The following is a 16,781-nucleotide window of genomic DNA, read 5'->3' as shown; positions in this document are numbered from 1 at the left end:
AGATTGTTGTTCATTAAAAATGGAGAGCAAGGCTCTCCATTTTTAAGTTATGAGTGATTTCTCTATAGATGAATTAGTTAACACTGTTTGAATGGTAAATCATCGCTTGCCAAACATTTTGCTTGCCGCCACCGTAATTATCATAGGTGGGGTTCTTGATGTATGACCAAGCTACTTTACCGTTGCCAAGGAAAATGGGTTCATCCAAGCCACCCCAACCAAACTTGGTTAGTTTTACTGGCCCTTCTAATACATTGAGGTCTGCGTCAATCTCCATAACATAATAGGCCTTGGGGACCAGCATACGCATTGCGCCATTCTTCGCTGAACTTCGGTTGTACGACAGGTTGTCGGAGATGCACTGAAATTGTGCGTAGCCAAACAGGTAGCGACCATTTTTCAAATCAATAAGTTGAGGATCACTGATTTGACAGTCGGGCTCTTCTACCAGCCATTTAAAGCCTTGCCCCTCGATACTGCCGTTACCATCGACTTTGGCGATACCAATACGGGTTAAAGAAGAGGCGTCCAGGGCATCGCCTCCGCGTAGGCCCTGCCTGGAGATGGTTGGGTTGCTGTTGCTTGACATATAGGAGAAGAAGCAATTCGTACTATCTGAACACTGCTCATCAAAGGGGCCGCCACTACTTGTATCAATGCCGTATTCGCTTTGTAGAAAGCGATTCATTTCCTCGTCATCAATATACTTGGGGGAGACGATAAGCGATAGATTTGTGTCTTTATCAACCGGCACTACCGTGTGCCCACCGCCATTGGAGAAGAATGCATTGTCGGAGGGAACAAGGTAATTGTAACTTCCTTCAAATCTACTGGTAGAGGAAGTATCCTCCATCTTGATCGCAATAGTGTTTAACCCGCGAGACTGATTATATTTTCCGCCATCGCTGGTACAAATTGCTCCATACTTTTCATTACCTGGATTATAGAAGGCGCGAATATTTAATACATGGCCATAGCCACAAAGCCAATACCAACCTCTATTATTACTTCCACTCATGTTTAGGGACCAGTTATCCCTATCAATAACCGTCATTCCTGCAGAGTAGTGGGAGCCACCATAGCTGCCGTCAAATACTCGCGCTGTTACGGAGAAGGCATAGCTGGTGCGGCCTTGGCTATCATTGTCCACATAGATAAGCTCCTGGGCTCCGGCATGGCCACCACCGTGCATCTTGTTCACAACATAGGCCGCAGGCTTTTCACTGAGTGGTTGATTGTCCCACTCCATGAGCCAGATCTGGTCGTTATATTTATAACCTCTCTCACGAATGTACTCGACCATCGCGTTATAGTCGGCTTCAGAGAGCTGATCGACGATATAAGCCATCTCCTCTTGCATCTCTTTCCCTTTAATGGTCTTAAAGGATGGAGAATCACCAAAATCGGTCTCTGGGAATTTAGCTTTAAGCCCAGGGAGGAAGTCCTCAAATGTCAGGGTGGCATGATCAGTAAAGTAGCCGATGTACTGACTATGATTGGTTGATATCATCAGGCCGATGTCCCTTTCAATACGGGCATCAATAGGGCTGATGTTATCTTCCATTTTCATCCAATCGCTACCGTATTGCTCTACCAAGTCACCCTGCACCTCATAGCGCTTGTTGGCTTGGTATTCCGTGTTGCACAAGACCGCAACCCGGGAGCAATCTGAGCTGGCCGCAATACCGTGCGACTCGTAGCATTGTTTTAGTATCGTTGTGTTACCGGTTTGATCGAAGCTTGAAGTCTCTGGGTTATATTGCAGCTCATAAACAGTGCCATAAGTGACTTCATTATCTCCACTACCCTCGCTTAGGGTCTTAGAAACAAACATTCGAGGTTTGTCGGTGTCAGTTGCGCAGGCAGCTGTGTAACTTCGCATGGGGACCGACTTTAGGGTGTCGTCCTGGGTGCTGTCTGTTCTGGCAATATAGTGTGGGAGCCCGTGAACCTCTTGGGCATTGGGTTGGCCATTCGGTAGGGTGATATCCCGAGAAGTGATTCGGGCAAATCCCAAGTCTGCAGTTTCAATATCGCCAACAGTCACTGTGCCGGGTTCATTGTCTGGAAGTGGTGTAGTGCTACCTGATCCGCTGCCGCCCGTACCACTTCCAGATCCCTGGCCACTACCATCCCCCCCCGTGGATGGGGCTGGACCGGAATCCGAAGAGGAGCCTCCACCGCCGCTGCATGAGGCCAATACGACAGTAAGTGCCAGTGCCAAAACTTTCTTGCTAAATAGCTTATCCATAGTCTGCTCGAAGATACATTATTTAAATCGAATGCAATGTGGGAACTTGTGGACCACTTCACAGTGTTGAAAAGGTAAATTTGGGGAATCATTCTAGTACCCTTTATTTACTTTTCTGTGCAGTACTTAATATATTTTCCACTGAACCTTTTTTTAAGCGAGGATCTTGATAAATTTAGAGAGCACGCAACTCTTGAGGTTTACAAAAGTATTATGATATGAAACCTCTCTGTTTGGATGGTCTCCAACTAGAGAGGACGTATACAGAACTTTGAGCAATCTCGGATATGTTCAATTCCAAGTGGGAAAATCAATAGGTAGTAAAGAAAGGTGGGCGATCTAGTTGGGAGAGAAATCACCAGTAACTGCGGAATTCGAATCTCAAAGTGTCTTGGCTGGGTGCCTGACATATTCAGTACTATCTCGTTGTCGATATAGAGTGCGATGTGGTGGTGATTGCCCATTACTGCATAGGCAGCGATATCTAGCGCAAATTTTCCAGCTGGTTTATGCATTTGAAAATCAATCCACAAGCGGAAATATTTGTAGTCTCAATATTCTAAAGACCTAATTTATGAAAGTTGTAGTGGTAGTTATGATATTGATAGTCGGTGTTGTCTATTTTTCCAGGCCGGAAAAAGCAAGTGAGTTACTTGCTGAATACTGCAGAGCTTCCTATCCGGATAGGTCATTAGAGAATTGCAGACAGCAAATAACGACCCCTAAAATAAGGTGTGATATTCTGAAAGGTACCCTGGAGGAAGGTGATGTGTGTGTAAGGTGGAGGCCGCCAAAAGGTTCTCGGCGGCCTCTTGATAACGATATCAATTTATAAACTAAAGATTTGAGAGGTTTCACTGATTGTAGTCACGTATAATAAAGCTGATACTTGATGCATTAATTAAGTTGGTTAAAACTAAACTCACTTGAAACTAGTATTCAATACGAGCAACTTCCACGATCTTTTCTCTCAACCATTTATTTGCCGGATCATCCTTATTTTTTAAGTTCCAATAGGCTTTCATAGAGTATTGGGGGAGGGTGACAGGTGGAGTAAAATGCACAATATTGAATTTTCCGGCAATAGACTGGATAAATTTTCTTGGTGCGGTGAGGATTCCGTCACTGCATTCTACGATGTAGGGCGCACTGGAAAAATTCGCTACTTTAAATTGAACATTTCTGGATAAGCCAATTTCTTCTAGTGCCTTGTCAACTGTTCCGCGGTTATCTCTCCCCGTGCCTGCCATAATATGCGGATATTGACAAAAACTATGAACATTTTTCTTGTCTTTCAAAAATGGATGATTATTTCTTACCGCTGAGACAAAAGAGTCTTTATACAAGGTTTTTACTATCAGGCTTGGATGACTTGATTCCATAACACTGATAGAAAGATCCGCCTCACCACTCTCAATTTGGTTGGCGATCCTGTGCTTATCTAACTTTATAAAAATAACCTGAACTCTCGGAGCGTCTTTTTGCAGTAATGCTATTAGGGGGGGAGCGATACTTTGCTCCACCAGGTCGCTCGTCGCGATATAAAAAGTGCGTTGCGTACTTTCAGGATTGAATTCTTCTTGATTTAAAATATTCCGCTCAAAATCACTTAGCCAGCGACTTAACGGTGTTTGTAGGGACTCAGCCCTTGGAGTCAGTACCAGTTGATTGCCTTGCCTGATGACTAGTGAGTCATCAAAAGTGTGGCGGAGTTTCTTCAGCGTATGGCTTACCGCAGACTGCGTTAGCCCTGCACGCTCACCAGTCCGGGTCAGGTTTCGGGTCTCAAATATAATCTGCAGGAGCCTTAGTTGGTTCAGCTCAATGTCCGAAATATTGCCCATTCTAACCAGTCTCAGCCATTAGTTATGCTCATGCCTATATTAGGTTAATTAATTTCAGTAATGAAGCCTGGGGTCCTATTCTGTCGCCACTTCAATTGATTCAACCCTAATTTCGAGGAAGTGATTATGAACTTGAAGAAACTGCTTGCGATGGCAGCATTGCTAGTCAGCCCACTGGCGGTGGCAGATAACGTTCTGGTTGTGATGTCAGACGTGTCAGAAATGAAGCTGAAGGGTGGTAGTGACTACAAAACGGGCTTCTATTTGAATGAGCTTATGGAGCCGGTCAAGTTGATGATGGAAGCTGGCCACACAATAACATTCGCTACCCCGATGGGGCTGGCACCGACACTGGACCCGGTTTCAGACACGCCTGACCATTTCTTGGATACTAGTCAAGAAAACTACAATGCCCATAAAGCGTTACTCAACCAGCTAATGCTGACTGACAAAGATCACAGCCCAGTAGTTAGCTTTGCTCGCATTGAGCAAATCGGTATAGAGAATTTTGATGCGCTGTTTGTACCTGGGGGTCATGCACCTTTAGGTGACTTGGTATCCAATGATCAATTGGGCAGTTTCTTACGTCATTTTAACGCTGAGTCCAAGCCTACCGGTTTAGTGTGTCATGGCCCAGTTGCGCTGTTGTCCGCTTTGCCTAACAGCTCTGAATTTGAAACCCAAATGAAAGCCGGTAAGAAAGCTAAAGCTGCCAAGGGCTGGGTATATGACGGTTACAAAATGACCTCTTTTAGTAACTCAGAAGAAGCTGTAGCTACTCAATACTACTTAGGTGGTGATGAGCTGTTCTACTGGCCTCAAAATGCACTCACCAATGCCGGTGGTAATTACTCCCGTAGCAAAGAAGATTGGCAGCCGCATGTAGTTGTTGATCGTGAACTGGTAACAGGCCAGAACAACAAATCCTCCATTGCTGTTGCTCAAGAGCTTCTAAAATTGATGAAATAGTCGTCTATCTTAGTAGCAGGCTTCTTCAGGCAAAACTCCATTGAGAGTCCCAAGGCTGTAAAGAATGATTTCGGTAAAAAGCCTATGCCTGAAGGAGCAGTATTAATACCGTATTCCACAAACTCTAATTTATGTCTTTGACGATAATCCAGGAATCCCAATGAGCACATCTACTATCTTTCAGTCGAATAATGTTGCAGTTATTACTGGTGGTGCCAGCGGAATAGGTTTTGCGGCAGCAAAGGCCCTATCAAAAAGAGGGATGAAGATTTGTTTAGCAGATATTAACAAAGAAAAACTGGAAGAAGCTAAGCGCGCTCTACCAAATGATACTTTAATAGTAGAAACCGATGTGAGTGATTTTAGCTCGGTACTAGCGCTCAAAGATCAAGTTAAACAAGAATTCGGTCGTATCAACTTTCTTTTTAATAACGCAGGAACTGTTGTTAAAAATGGAAGTTGGGAGAATTTAGATGGTTGGAATAAGATTATCAACACAAACCTTTGGGGTGTGATTCATTGTATTCATGCATTTGCCCCCGAAATGATCAGTCAAAATAGCCCATCTGTTATCGTTACGACCGGATCTAAGCAGGGAATTACCACTCCACCGGGAAATCCGGCTTACAACGTCAGTAAGGCTGCGGTAAAAGCTACTGCGGAGGCGTTACAGCACTCTATTCGAAATACACCTGGAAGCCAGGTCTCATCTCACTTGTTAATTCCTGGTTTCACTTACACGGGTATGATTGGTAGCCCTAGTAAACCAGATGGCGCATGGACTGCGGATCAAGTGGTCAATTTTATGCTGGAGAGCGTCGAGCGTGGTGATTTTTACATTCTTTGCCCGGATAATGACGTAGATCGTGAAACTGATGTTAAACGCATGAGCTGGGCGATAGGGGATATTATTAACAATCGCCCGCCACTCTCTCGTTGGCACCCCGACTACCGTGAGGCATTTGAGGCGGAGATGGGTAAACAATGAGAATACAACTTTCCTAGTGGGAAATATAACTAGGGTTATCTAAATGGTATGTGGGTAGGATTTAATTCAATTTTTTAATTGTTTAAGTCCTATACTTGTATGGTGCTAGATGACTGCTTTTAAGGTTTTCATTCCTTAGGCTGGTTATTCAAAATATCTTATGATTTTTTATTCTGCACGTTGTGTCTAGCTATTTTTCCAGTAAAAACTAGATGCAAAATCTGATAGATAACCAGTGCGGCTCTTAGTGCTGAAGGCCTTTGCTCTTAATTTTTTTCAAAACCCCCTGATTGAATGTCTGATCAATAGGGGTGCCTTATGAAGCCTTTTGCGTACTGGTTTTGTGGCTATTATTTTTATTCATTGCTATATGCATTAAATCAATTTCATTAATGCACGTGCAATTCTTAATCTTTACACCAGTTGATGTGATGCAAAATTTAAGGAGACAATCATGACTCAAACAGCGCTTATTACTGGTTCAAATAGTGGTTTTGGTTATCTAATAGCCAATACACTTGCAAATAATGGCTACAAAGTAATCGGCACTATGCGTGACCCAAGTGGCCGCAATGCTTCTGTAGCCAATGAGCTTATTGCTAAAGGTATCGTTGTCGTCGATATTGATGTAACCGATGATGAGAGCGTCGCCAAGGGTATTGCTCAAGCAACTAAAGAAGTCGGCCCAATTGATATATTAATTAATAATGCGGGAGTCGGTACGCTCGGGTGGCAGGAAAGCTTTACCATCGAGGACTTTAAAAAGGTTTTTGATATCAATGTTTTTGGCGTTCAGCGTTTAATACGTGCAGTGTTGCCGCAGATGAAACAGCGCAGCAGTGGAACTATTATTCAGATATCAAGCATTTTAGGTAAGTTCGTATTACCTTTCCTTGGTTCTTATAATGCCACCAAACATGCTGTAGAAGGAATGGCAGAGAATTATCGCGTTGAGCTGGCGCAATTTGGTATTCAATCTTTGATTGTTCAACCCGGCGGATTTGGAACCGATTTTGGCTCAAACCTGTTAAGAGCAAGTGACAAAGAAGTGGCTGCGAGTTATGGTGAGTATGCAGATGCCCCTGAGCAAATGTGGGCCGGTACAGAGAAGGGCCATGAATCAGAGAATGCCCCGAGCCCACAATTGGTTGCAGAAGCGGTTCTGAACTTACTGAAGACAGAGCCTTCAAGTCGACCGTTTCGAACAACTGTTGATGGTACAGGATTGAACCCTACGATAGAAAAGATCAATCAAGTTACCGAAGAGGCAATGCAGGAAATTTATTCAGCATACGGAATGGGTAATTTATTCCAGCTTAAAAAATTCTAAACGACTTATGGTATTAGTGGGCACTCTGCATACTTTCACAGGTATAAAGGTGCCTTTTTGTAAATGTACCTATCAAAACTTCTTGAGTTCGGTTGTGGATTTTGCTTGAAAATAGAAATCATCAAGTAGAAATTAACGTATGCTAGAGTATGGTGCCTGGGAAGAAAGTAAAGAGATAGACAATGGGCTTTGCACTGCGGGAGAGTTATAGAGAACTATTGATGCTGTTATTTTAAGCGCTTATTTACTAAAGAGATCGCATTTACCACAGATTGCCATTTTCAACTCTTGTGAATTCTACCGTACCAAAGATGATTTTATTGGAAGCCGTTTTATAATTTTAAATTAACAATTTGTATAGTCTTACGGAGACATAAGATAAATAAGTGTGAGTAGATTTAAGCCAGTATTAACCTACTCTCAGTGGAAATTGATTAATTCTTGCTTTCTCCAATTTAAATGTAAAAAGCTGCCCTAAACCCATTGATGATCGTGCATATTTTGAAAATATCTTGTGCGTTTTGTGTTCAGAAGGGAGGTGGGAGTACTTCTATCCATATCACCTCTATCCGAATATTTGTTGAAAAAGCCTTCATTTTCTGGTTGGGGGTCTTAATTGGGGACTTGGCCTAAAACTCTCGAGCACCCAATTAAAGATCCCTGATTAACTTGGAGGAAGGTTTATCGGGTGGCAGCGTTGCTTCAGCAAAGAAAGCGATCCAGGGGTTAGAAAAACCAAGTGGTTCGAGGGTGTAAAGTGGGTAGTGTTGGTTGATGGAGAGGGTATTTAATTAGAATGTGTGGTTGCTTTGACTTCGTTAGCAGAAGTAAATTTATTACATTCACCATTGGATTTTACCTAAGAAAAAAATTAACGTTTTGTGTACGACAAAGCTATAAATTATTCCCCACTGTAGGAATGGAAGGAAACCTCCAAAATAAAATAACAAAAATCTTAGAAGATATGTGCGACCTAAAAAAATGCGCGAATTTTTGTATAGATAAGGAGATACCGTCAATTGGTCGTCAAGAGGAGTCACTATTTTTTCTGTATTGCTTAAATCTTAATTATATGAAGAACAAATCTAGATATTAACTCCATTCTTTTTATCAACGATTCTGGCATATTCAGCCCCAGGTTTTCTCTAACAATGACAGATTAACATTGCGAAAATATTGGGTTGGCAGGCCATTTGGTCTAGCTTAATGCCACTAGTTTCTCAGGTAGCTTCGCCATTTGTGTTTATGTACGGCTTTGATGAGTCAATATTTAAGGTTATCAATATATTTAGAGTCGCAGCAATATATTTATTTGTCGAAGATAGGTTAGCCTGTACTGGTATTTTTTATGAATCTGCTCACGGTTTGGTTATAGATTAGTTTTTAAAGCATATTTGTATGTGGGGCATTGTCTGAGTGGCCTTCCTGCAAGTAGATTATATTTGGCTGGCATTAGTGAGGGGGCTGCACTATTGCATAGTGAAAAACAATCGATGTATCATGTTTACTTGATTTTTTCAACTGGGGAATATGGAGTTGAGCATAAAAAGTGGTCGAGGAATATTCCTCAGTATTGTAGCTATGCTCTGTATAGCTGGTATGGATGCAGTCGGAAAGCTACTTGTTGAAACCTATCCTATTGTGCAAATTATGGCTGTCCGATTTGCATTTTTCTTTGTTGTTGTAATACTTATTGCTTCTCTCAAAGGTGATCTCAAGCAAGTTCGAAGTAATATTTGGGGTACTCAAGTTTTAAGGTCGCTTTTACTTGTGGTTGAGGTTACGGTATTTATACTTGCCTTTAGCATGATGCCATTAGCTGATGTCCATGCTATCGCTGCAATGGCCCCATTGTTCGCCATACTAATGGCTGGATGGTTTCTTGGGGAGAAGGTAGACCGAAGAAGCTGGATTGCCGTTGCTATTGGCTTTATAGGTGCTTTGATTATTATTCGCCCTGGATTGGGTGTTATGAGCTGGTATGTTGTTATACCGATCAGTGGGGCTATTTTATGGGCGTCCTATCAAGTCCTTTCTCGTCGTGTCAGCCAATTTGATAGTTCTGCTACAACAGTCTTTTATACGGCCTTTATAGGTCTCATTGTATTTGGTGGGCTTGCTCCCTTTAACTGGGTAGAGCCGACGTCGATTGGCTGGCAACTATTAATACTTAATGGGCTGCTTGGTGCAATGGGACATTACTTATTGATTAAAGCTCTTGCCTATGCTCCGGCTTCAACTTTGCAGCCTTTTAGCTATACCTTGTTGTTTTGGGCTATAGCAATAGGCTTTATTTTATTTGACGAACTGCCAGATGAGCTCACACTGATTGGTGCAACTATTGTGTTGAGTGCGGGGATATATGCTTCAGATGCTGGACGGGAAATTAGTAAAATTTATTTGGTTGGATTTAAAAAGAGATTTCATAGTGCACGAACTACGCCAAAGATACTAGATTGACATTTTTTATTAAAAGATGGATGCTGTTTTAGATTTCGCAAGCAATGTTTTATTGTATGTCCTAAATTTCATTTTAATTTTACTGGCTTGAAATAGATCTAAAATTATTTGCTTAAGATATAGTTTTACTTTTTTCAGCATTAGAGGAAGCTGAAATCAATGTATCTTCATATATCAAGTATTGCTTGATTGTAAGGCTATAAAGTGTTCTATTTAAAGTTTCAAATAAAGAATGGGTATGTGTTGAAAGGTTAATCTCAATTATATTTGGAGGGTGGTAGTGCATATTCTTATCCCTGTCTACTTTATGGCGCCACTGGGTGGACTTCATTCTCATGTATATGCTCAAGCAAGAGCAATTGTCAATGAAGGGTGGCGCTGTACTATATTGTGTAAACCTGGCCCTTTCGCTCAACAATGTCGCAGTAATGGCATAGAAGTTATTGAAGACGATTTTAGAAGTCCTTTTGCATCGGCCGATCGAATTGCTGAGACTTTTGATTTCGATCTTATACATACACATCCCTTTGCTTCTAGGGAGATCGGGCAGCGTATTGCTAAAATATTAAATATTCCCATAATACTTACAATTCATGGTAAGTATACTGATTCTTTGGAAGATGATTGTGAGGATTTTAGCCGTATTTACTGCGTTAGTCTTGGTGTAAGGGATCACCTTGTAAAGAAGCGAGTCGAAAACCTTCATAAAATATTGGTATATCCAAATGCAGTAAATACCGATGTTTTTTATTGTGACCATATCAGTCGAGAGGATAAAGTAGGCCTTTTAAGGAATTTGATTTCTAGCCCAATCAGGAAGGATGATCGAATAATTGTTTTTACGTGTCGTATGGGGCCGGATAAAAAATTTATAATTAAATGCGTTATAGATGCCTGGAAGGATCAAGGTAAGAAGGAGTTGGATTCTTGGCAATGGATAGTAGCTGGTGATGGCTCGGAGAGAGATGAGTTGATATCTGCCGCAAACACTTTGAACAAAATTCTTGATCGTCAATGCATAACCTTTTTAGGATGGCAGTCGGAAGATAAGCTAAACACCCTTTATCAATCGGCAGACTTAGTTATAGCTCCCGGAAGGAGTGCTCTAGACTGTATGGGAAGTAGTAAGCCAGTAATTGCTATCGGTTCTAAGGGTTATATTGGCATTATAGATGAGGAAAACTGGTACAGGGGTGCCTATTCAAATTTTGGTGGTGTTGGTGAAAAAGATTATATTTCTGGTAAGTTATTTCAGGATATTAATACCATTATCAATGATGATGAGAGGCTTGCAGCAATCGGTAGATTTGGCAGAAAACAAATTTTAAGTTTTTATAATCAAAAATATTGGAATAATTGGTTGCTAAACCAGTATCGTGAAGTTGTGACGCTACACAAGAAAGTTATCCCTCACCTTAGTGAATCAAAGAAAGATTTAATTTCGCTTGATGTTTGATTTAATTCTAGTCAATAGATTCTCGATTAATTTTTAAATTGGCCTATTCTAGTTGATAGAATAGGGTGTCGTATTTTGCCAAGTATATGTTGATTGGAATAGTACTTTTTTGATGTTCTGATGTATAAACCATTAGCTGACAATGAATTAGGGTGGGGATATGCGTGTGCTTAAATATATAAATGTAGTGGAATACCTTAAGAGCAGTTGGTGAGGTCGTAGCTACATTTGTAGCAGTTGCTATCTTGGTTTGTCTCGCTGATTTGATCAGGGCACAAAACAAGGAGCCGAAAATAGCTTCTTCGTATGGAATATCTGTCGTATATAGGGAGGTTATGACAGCCATCTGTGAGTGAGATATGGCATATATCTATGCCAAAGTGATGAAAGAGTTTGCCTTCCTGCCCAGAGCAGATACTTTACGACTTATAGGGTTTGTATGTGGATTTTTTAAGGTTTAGGTTGAAGTCTTTTTTCAGTATAAGACTAATTAATTGGATGTTATCTCTTGGGGATCAAGGCGGTATAACAATTAGCAATGCCTGAGTCTAGACAAGTGGGAATATATTAAGGCTAATGTGAGATATCTGAAAATGAATGATATCTTTTATAGTTCCCATAAGTCCGTAGTAGAAGATTCGTAGCAGCATAAACTGTACCAATCCGCTAAGGACACCTAAAGAAATTTTAGGAGGTCTGCTCCACGATTATATCTAGTTACTTCACACAGGGAAGGGGGGTTATCCCCCCCCGGGCTAGGCATCAACGAAGATTACTTCGCCAGTGATAAATCCATCTACAGAGCGCTCAAAAGCTTTTCCGACCAGGTGCCCCGGCACGGGCTCAAAGCCTGGCATCATGCCACCGTAGACATCCCAGGCTTCTTCCAATAGCGTCGGATTAACCGCATTGATTCGAATCCCCCTGGGGAGTTCATAAGCAACGCATTTGACAAAGGTATCAATTGCTCCACTGGTTGTTGCATCGGCAATTGCCATGGGGATCGGCTTTATGTTTAGAATGCCGGATATTAGCGTAAAGGATCCTTTATCGGCGATATACTCTTGACCTATTCTTACAAGATTGATTTGCCCCATCATCTTGCTCATTACTGTTGTCATCCACTGTTGCTCAGTCATATCGACAAAGTTTGCGTATTCACAGAAACCAACGGTGTTTACGACAGCATCGAAGTCACCCACTGTCTCAAACAGTCGTCTGATAGACTCTTCATCAGTAATATCAACCTGATGGTCACATCCCTTGCCCGAACGACTTGCTGTGATAACCCTATGACTGCTTAACCCTGTTAAAGCGGCCTGTCCCATTTTACCTTGTGCGCCAATGAGGATAACATTTTTCACTCTAAGTACCTGTTTTATATGAAGAATTTGCTATTTGCCGCAATGCGATGCTGCTCAATTACTAGGAGAATGCTAGTTTTATTGTGATACAATGTTAAACAGTATTTATTTGTAAGAGATACAAGTGTGAACCAAATAAATCGATTGGAGGTCAAGCAACTCCGAATATTCCAGGCATTAATGTCTGAAAGAAGTGTATCTCGTGTCGCAAGCCAGATCGGCCTTACTCAGCAAGCTGTTAGTGAACATTTAAAGAAGTTGAGAGATATTTTTAGTGATGAACTTTTTCTCCGGAAAAGCAATGGACTAATTCCAACGCCGACAGCAATAAACTTAGGGAAAAAGGTTGATGCGATCCTCCAAGGGTTAGATAAATTGCTGGAGCCAGCAGTTTTTGATCCAGCTAAAATAGCACAAACCTATACCATCGCTGCGACAGATTACTCCCAACAAGTGGTGCTTCCCAGCTTATTGCCTAAACTCAGAGCGCTAGCTCCCAACTTGAAAGTGGTAATACGGGATATTTCTACAGACAGACTGGAAGAGTTAATGAGTGAAGCCAAGGTGGATTTAATCGTTGCAGATTCGGATGTAAATTCTGAGCTGTACTCCTCTATCACGTTATTTACTGATTACTATGTCTGCGTTACGGCGAAGAGTTCGCCTCTGACCAAGAAGAAACTGAGTTTGGAGGAAATAGCTTCTGAGCCGCATCTTATGGCATCTCCTGTTAAGTCTGGAGCATCAGGAATTATTGATGGTTGGTTTGCAAAGCACCGTTTGCGTAGAAATGTTGTTATGTCTACACCATGTTTTACCACGGTTCCACAATATCTAAAGAAAACAGATATGCTTGCTTTTTTACCTAATCGGGTAGCGAGTGATTCAAACCTTGCCATTCTTAATCTGAAAAACAAACCGATAGAGTTTGATGTTATAGCCGCATGGCACCCACGTTCAGATCATGATGCTTTACATAATTGGGTTGTAAACTTGTTGAGAGAGAGTGCCTAGTATTCTGTAGTTGATATTAAAGTGCATAAAGGTACGAGAGGGCATAGAGATTTCTGGAAGAGCTGAATAAATGAGATCTTTAGAAACGCAATTTTATCAGAAAACAAATGACTTTTGATTTTTGTTCGTGCAATAAGAAGTTGAATAGGAGAGGCACGTCGGAGAGGGGGCGTAGAAATATACCAAGCCCTTAAATGTAGAGATTGTAATAGAGCATGAGACTTTGCTATTCCTGTTGGGATGCCACGGTTTAGCTCTGTGGGTGAGCATACCCATTGTGATATTGAGGAGATGTATATCATTTTAAAAGCTAAAGGTACTAGGCTATCGACGGCGAGAAGATACGAGTTTCCGCTGAATGTATAATTTTAACTAAAAAGCTGGAGCCCATGGATTAGTTAATGACTTATCGAAAGAGATGGAATTGTTAATTTATCAAGCCATTTTGAAGTGGTGCCAGCTTAGTAAGTCAGTTAATTCGACGGTAGAAAATTACCAGGCTTTAATGCCCCAATTTTTATTGGGGTGACGATTTAACAACGTGATTGGGAGTGGGGAAGAGTGTTGAAAATACGAAACTTCTTAAGAATGGTCTTTATTGGGATTGGTTTATCTGTGGTTAATGTGGCTGCAGAAGAAGTCGAGATAGATAAAGACCTCACTATTTATTATGAACAATCGGGGAGTGGCGATACTGCCATTATTTTTATTCCTGGCTGGATGATGTCGGTAGACGTTTTTGAGCATCAACTTGCCCACTTTAAAGATTCTAAAAAGTACCGCGCGCTGGCATATGATCCCCGTGGGCAGGGCAAATCATCAAAGCCCGTCGAGGGGCACACCTATCAACAACATGCTAGAGACCTGGCTAAGTTAATAGAGGCATTGGATATAGACAACGTGATCTTGGCAGGTTGGTCATATGGTGTAACGGAGCAATTGGCCTATTTGAATCAGTTTGGTTCCGATAAACTGACAGCGATGATCATGATTGATACTGGACCAGATATAGCGGGAGCAAGCCGTGATGAGTGGGTTTGGTATCTAAATGATGATTCGGACGGCTATTCACGCTCATTTACTGAGGGCATTATAGAAGATCGAGATAATGTAATTAGTGAATTTGTGAAATGGATGCTTGAAAACCCTTCAAAGGAAAATATTGCCTGGGTTACCCAGATTGCTAATCAGACCTCTAGTAGTGTCGCTTCAATTACCAACGCGACCGGGTTTTACCTGGACTATAGTGATGATCTTGTAGCATTGGAAGGTAAATTGCCCCTATTGTATGTTGTGAGAGAGGAAGTTAAAAGCGTTGCGGATAAATGGATTAAGGCCAATACACCGTCTGCCACTGCTGTTTATATGGGAAAACACATGATGTTTTGGGAGAGACCTAGAGAGTTTAATCAGGTGCTCGATCAGTTTCTATCTGCCATGGAGAATGATAAATAATATATAAGCCCCTGCTTTACTTGACTTGTATTTAGAGTGGTTTCGTGGTGATAAACACAGAGGATCAAGAAAACCTGGTTCTCTGTAGTTTTGTTTCAAAAGTTAAAGTGCTCCCCAATGGGGAATGATTTGTAAAGCGCATATTATGTCTAGAAAAATATTATCCTTAAAGGTAAAAAGAAATACGGAACCTAAAAAGGTTGATAAAAAGCAAGAAGATACTTCTGATCCAAAGAAGCGGTTCTTAAATGGTGTAGCTATTAATCCATCTGAGCCTATTCGCCTTGAGTCAGGTTCTCAGCAACTTACGGTACGGGCGATGGATTTGATTACGCCAATTGGCAAGGGGCAACGGGGCTTGATTGTGGCTCCACCGGGCTGTGGCAAAACCACTATCCTCAAGCATATCTGCCAAGCAGTGGGGAAGGCTTACCCCGAAATAAAGCTGTACGCTTTGCTGATTGATGAAAGGCCAGAGGAGGTTACTGACTTCAAGCGAAGTGTACCGGCGGAAGTTTATGCGTCCTCTTCTGATCATAGCTATAAAGAGCATGTGCGTGTAGCTAATGAACTCCTTGATAGGGCCTGTAAGGAAGCCGGTGAAGGCCTGGATGTAATGATTGTTGTTGACTCGTTGACAAGGCTATCAAGGGTGCATAATGCGCAGCAGAGTGGTAGGGGACGTACAATGTCAGGTGGGATAGATGCCAGGGCTATGGAGATACCCAGAAAGCTGTTTGGCGCTGCGAGAAAGATTGAAGGTGGCGGATCACTTACGATTCTGGCAACGATACTCGTGGATACCGGAAGCCGAATGGACCAGGTGATATTTGAGGAGTTTAAGGGTACGGGAAATATGGAGGTAGTATTGTCAAAGGAAGTTGCGAGGCAGCGAATTTTCCCTGCCTTGGATATTACTAAAAGCAGTACTCGTCGTGAGGAAATTCTGTTTAACTCGAAAGATATCGCAACGATAAGAGCTTTACGAAGAACGCTTGCCAGCCTCAAGACTGTAGACGGCACTAAAAAACTTATTGAACTCCTTAAAAAGTACCCGACTAATGCGGAGTTACTTGGCCACTAATTTTGGTTAAGTTTAAGGGGAGTATTTAGCCGCTTAACATTTTAGGGGTTAGTTACTGAAAACCCGAGCCCTTATTATGACAGCTGTTAGTCAGTTGAGGGCTTCACACTTTAATTCTATGGTGTGTTTTTGCAGGATACTCTTCAATGGCTTCCCCCTCTAGTATTTCACTACCAGTTTGGTAACGCATTGTCATCTGGCCAGTTGCAAGCAGAGTTCCTACACTGTCATAAACTTCGGTATAGGAATAAAAGATTTTATGCCCCGAGCTGGTCAACTTACCTATGGCGGTTAACTGGTTGGTTTTGGCTCGACCGGTGAAATTAGTTGTTAATGAAAGCGTGAGGGATTTACGCTGACGATTTGGGTGCGGGCAGTAGAGGCCACAGTAGGAACCGGCAATATCAATTAACGTTGTAATAAATCCCCCATGGGGTACTCCGTGGCTATTCAAATGCTCAGGAAGTACGGTTACGCTGATCACCACACGGCCTTCCTGCCACTCATCAATTTTCACACCCAAATGATCATTAAACGGTGGTTGTTTTTTATTTTGCCAGCTCATT

12 protein-coding genes are annotated in these 16,781 nt (G+C 41.8%); 8 read left to right on the top strand and 4 right to left on the bottom strand.

Annotated elements, in window-relative coordinates:
- Positions 1-73: 73 nt before the first annotated feature.
- Together ACJJIO_RS01605 and ACJJIO_RS01600 are read right to left on the bottom strand one after the other, a co-directional pair.
- Positions 74-2,251, bottom strand: a complete 2,178-nt coding sequence (locus ACJJIO_RS01605) for a hypothetical protein (protein WP_444909945.1) — start codon at positions 2,249-2,251, stop codon at positions 74-76.
- A gap of 932 nt (positions 2,252-3,183) precedes the next feature.
- Entirely contained in the window at positions 3,184-4,095 is a 912-nt protein-coding gene (locus ACJJIO_RS01600) for a LysR family transcriptional regulator (protein WP_444909944.1), read from the bottom strand.
- Between the two features lie 126 nt (positions 4,096-4,221).
- Between ACJJIO_RS01600 and ACJJIO_RS01595 the strand changes: the two genes are divergently transcribed.
- The 5 genes from ACJJIO_RS01595 to ACJJIO_RS01575 all read left to right on the top strand — a co-directional run bounded on the left by ACJJIO_RS01595 (position 4,222) and on the right by ACJJIO_RS01575 (position 11,298).
- Positions 4,222-5,064 (top strand): type 1 glutamine amidotransferase domain-containing protein, encoded by an 843-nt coding sequence (locus ACJJIO_RS01595; protein ID WP_444884378.1) that lies wholly within the window; start codon positions 4,222-4,224, stop codon positions 5,062-5,064.
- Positions 5,065-5,224: 160 nt separating this feature from the next.
- Entirely contained in the window at positions 5,225-6,052 is an 828-nt protein-coding gene (locus ACJJIO_RS01590) for an SDR family NAD(P)-dependent oxidoreductase (RefSeq protein ID WP_444909943.1), read from the top strand.
- A gap of 454 nt (positions 6,053-6,506) precedes the next feature.
- Positions 6,507-7,382: an SDR family oxidoreductase gene (locus ACJJIO_RS01585; protein ID WP_444909942.1), complete on the top strand. Its 876-nt coding sequence runs from the start codon at positions 6,507-6,509 to the stop codon at positions 7,380-7,382.
- A 1,536-nt stretch (positions 7,383-8,918) separates the two neighbouring features.
- Positions 8,919-9,842, top strand: a complete 924-nt coding sequence (locus tag ACJJIO_RS01580) for a DMT family transporter (RefSeq protein WP_444909941.1) — start codon at positions 8,919-8,921, stop codon at positions 9,840-9,842.
- Between the two features lie 280 nt (positions 9,843-10,122).
- Positions 10,123-11,298 (top strand): glycosyltransferase family 4 protein, encoded by a 1,176-nt coding sequence (locus ACJJIO_RS01575; protein WP_444909940.1) that lies wholly within the window; start codon positions 10,123-10,125, stop codon positions 11,296-11,298.
- 755 nt (positions 11,299-12,053) lie between these two features.
- Here the strand turns inward: ACJJIO_RS01575 and ACJJIO_RS01570 are convergent.
- The gene (locus ACJJIO_RS01570) at positions 12,054-12,662 is read right to left on the bottom strand and encodes a short chain dehydrogenase (protein WP_444909939.1); all 609 of its coding nucleotides are present in this window, start codon (positions 12,660-12,662) and stop codon (positions 12,054-12,056) included.
- Positions 12,663-12,788: 126 nt separating this feature from the next.
- On the opposite strand from ACJJIO_RS01570, the gene ACJJIO_RS01565 reads away from it, so the two are divergent.
- The 3 genes from ACJJIO_RS01565 (at position 12,789) to rho (ending at position 16,215) form a co-directional block, all read left to right on the top strand.
- Complete coding sequence (locus ACJJIO_RS01565; RefSeq protein ID WP_444909938.1) at positions 12,789-13,676, top strand: LysR family transcriptional regulator; 888 nt, start codon at positions 12,789-12,791, stop codon at positions 13,674-13,676.
- 561 nt (positions 13,677-14,237) lie between these two features.
- Entirely contained in the window at positions 14,238-15,131 is an 894-nt protein-coding gene (locus ACJJIO_RS01560; protein WP_444909937.1) for an alpha/beta fold hydrolase, read from the top strand.
- A 145-nt stretch (positions 15,132-15,276) separates the two neighbouring features.
- Entirely contained in the window at positions 15,277-16,215 is a 939-nt protein-coding gene (gene rho / locus ACJJIO_RS01555) for a transcription termination factor Rho (RefSeq protein WP_444909936.1), read from the top strand.
- Positions 16,216-16,318: 103 nt separating this feature from the next.
- On the opposite strand, the gene ACJJIO_RS01550 is transcribed toward rho, so the two are convergent.
- Positions 16,319-16,780, bottom strand: coding sequence for a PaaI family thioesterase (locus tag ACJJIO_RS01550; protein WP_444909935.1), 462 nt, complete (start codon positions 16,778-16,780; stop codon positions 16,319-16,321).
- Position 16,781: the final 1 nt, after the last annotated feature.

The sequence above is a fragment of the Microbulbifer mixtoriginis (SeqCode) genome (assembly GCF_052467235.1).
This window is presented reverse-complemented; position numbering and strand designations above follow the sequence as displayed.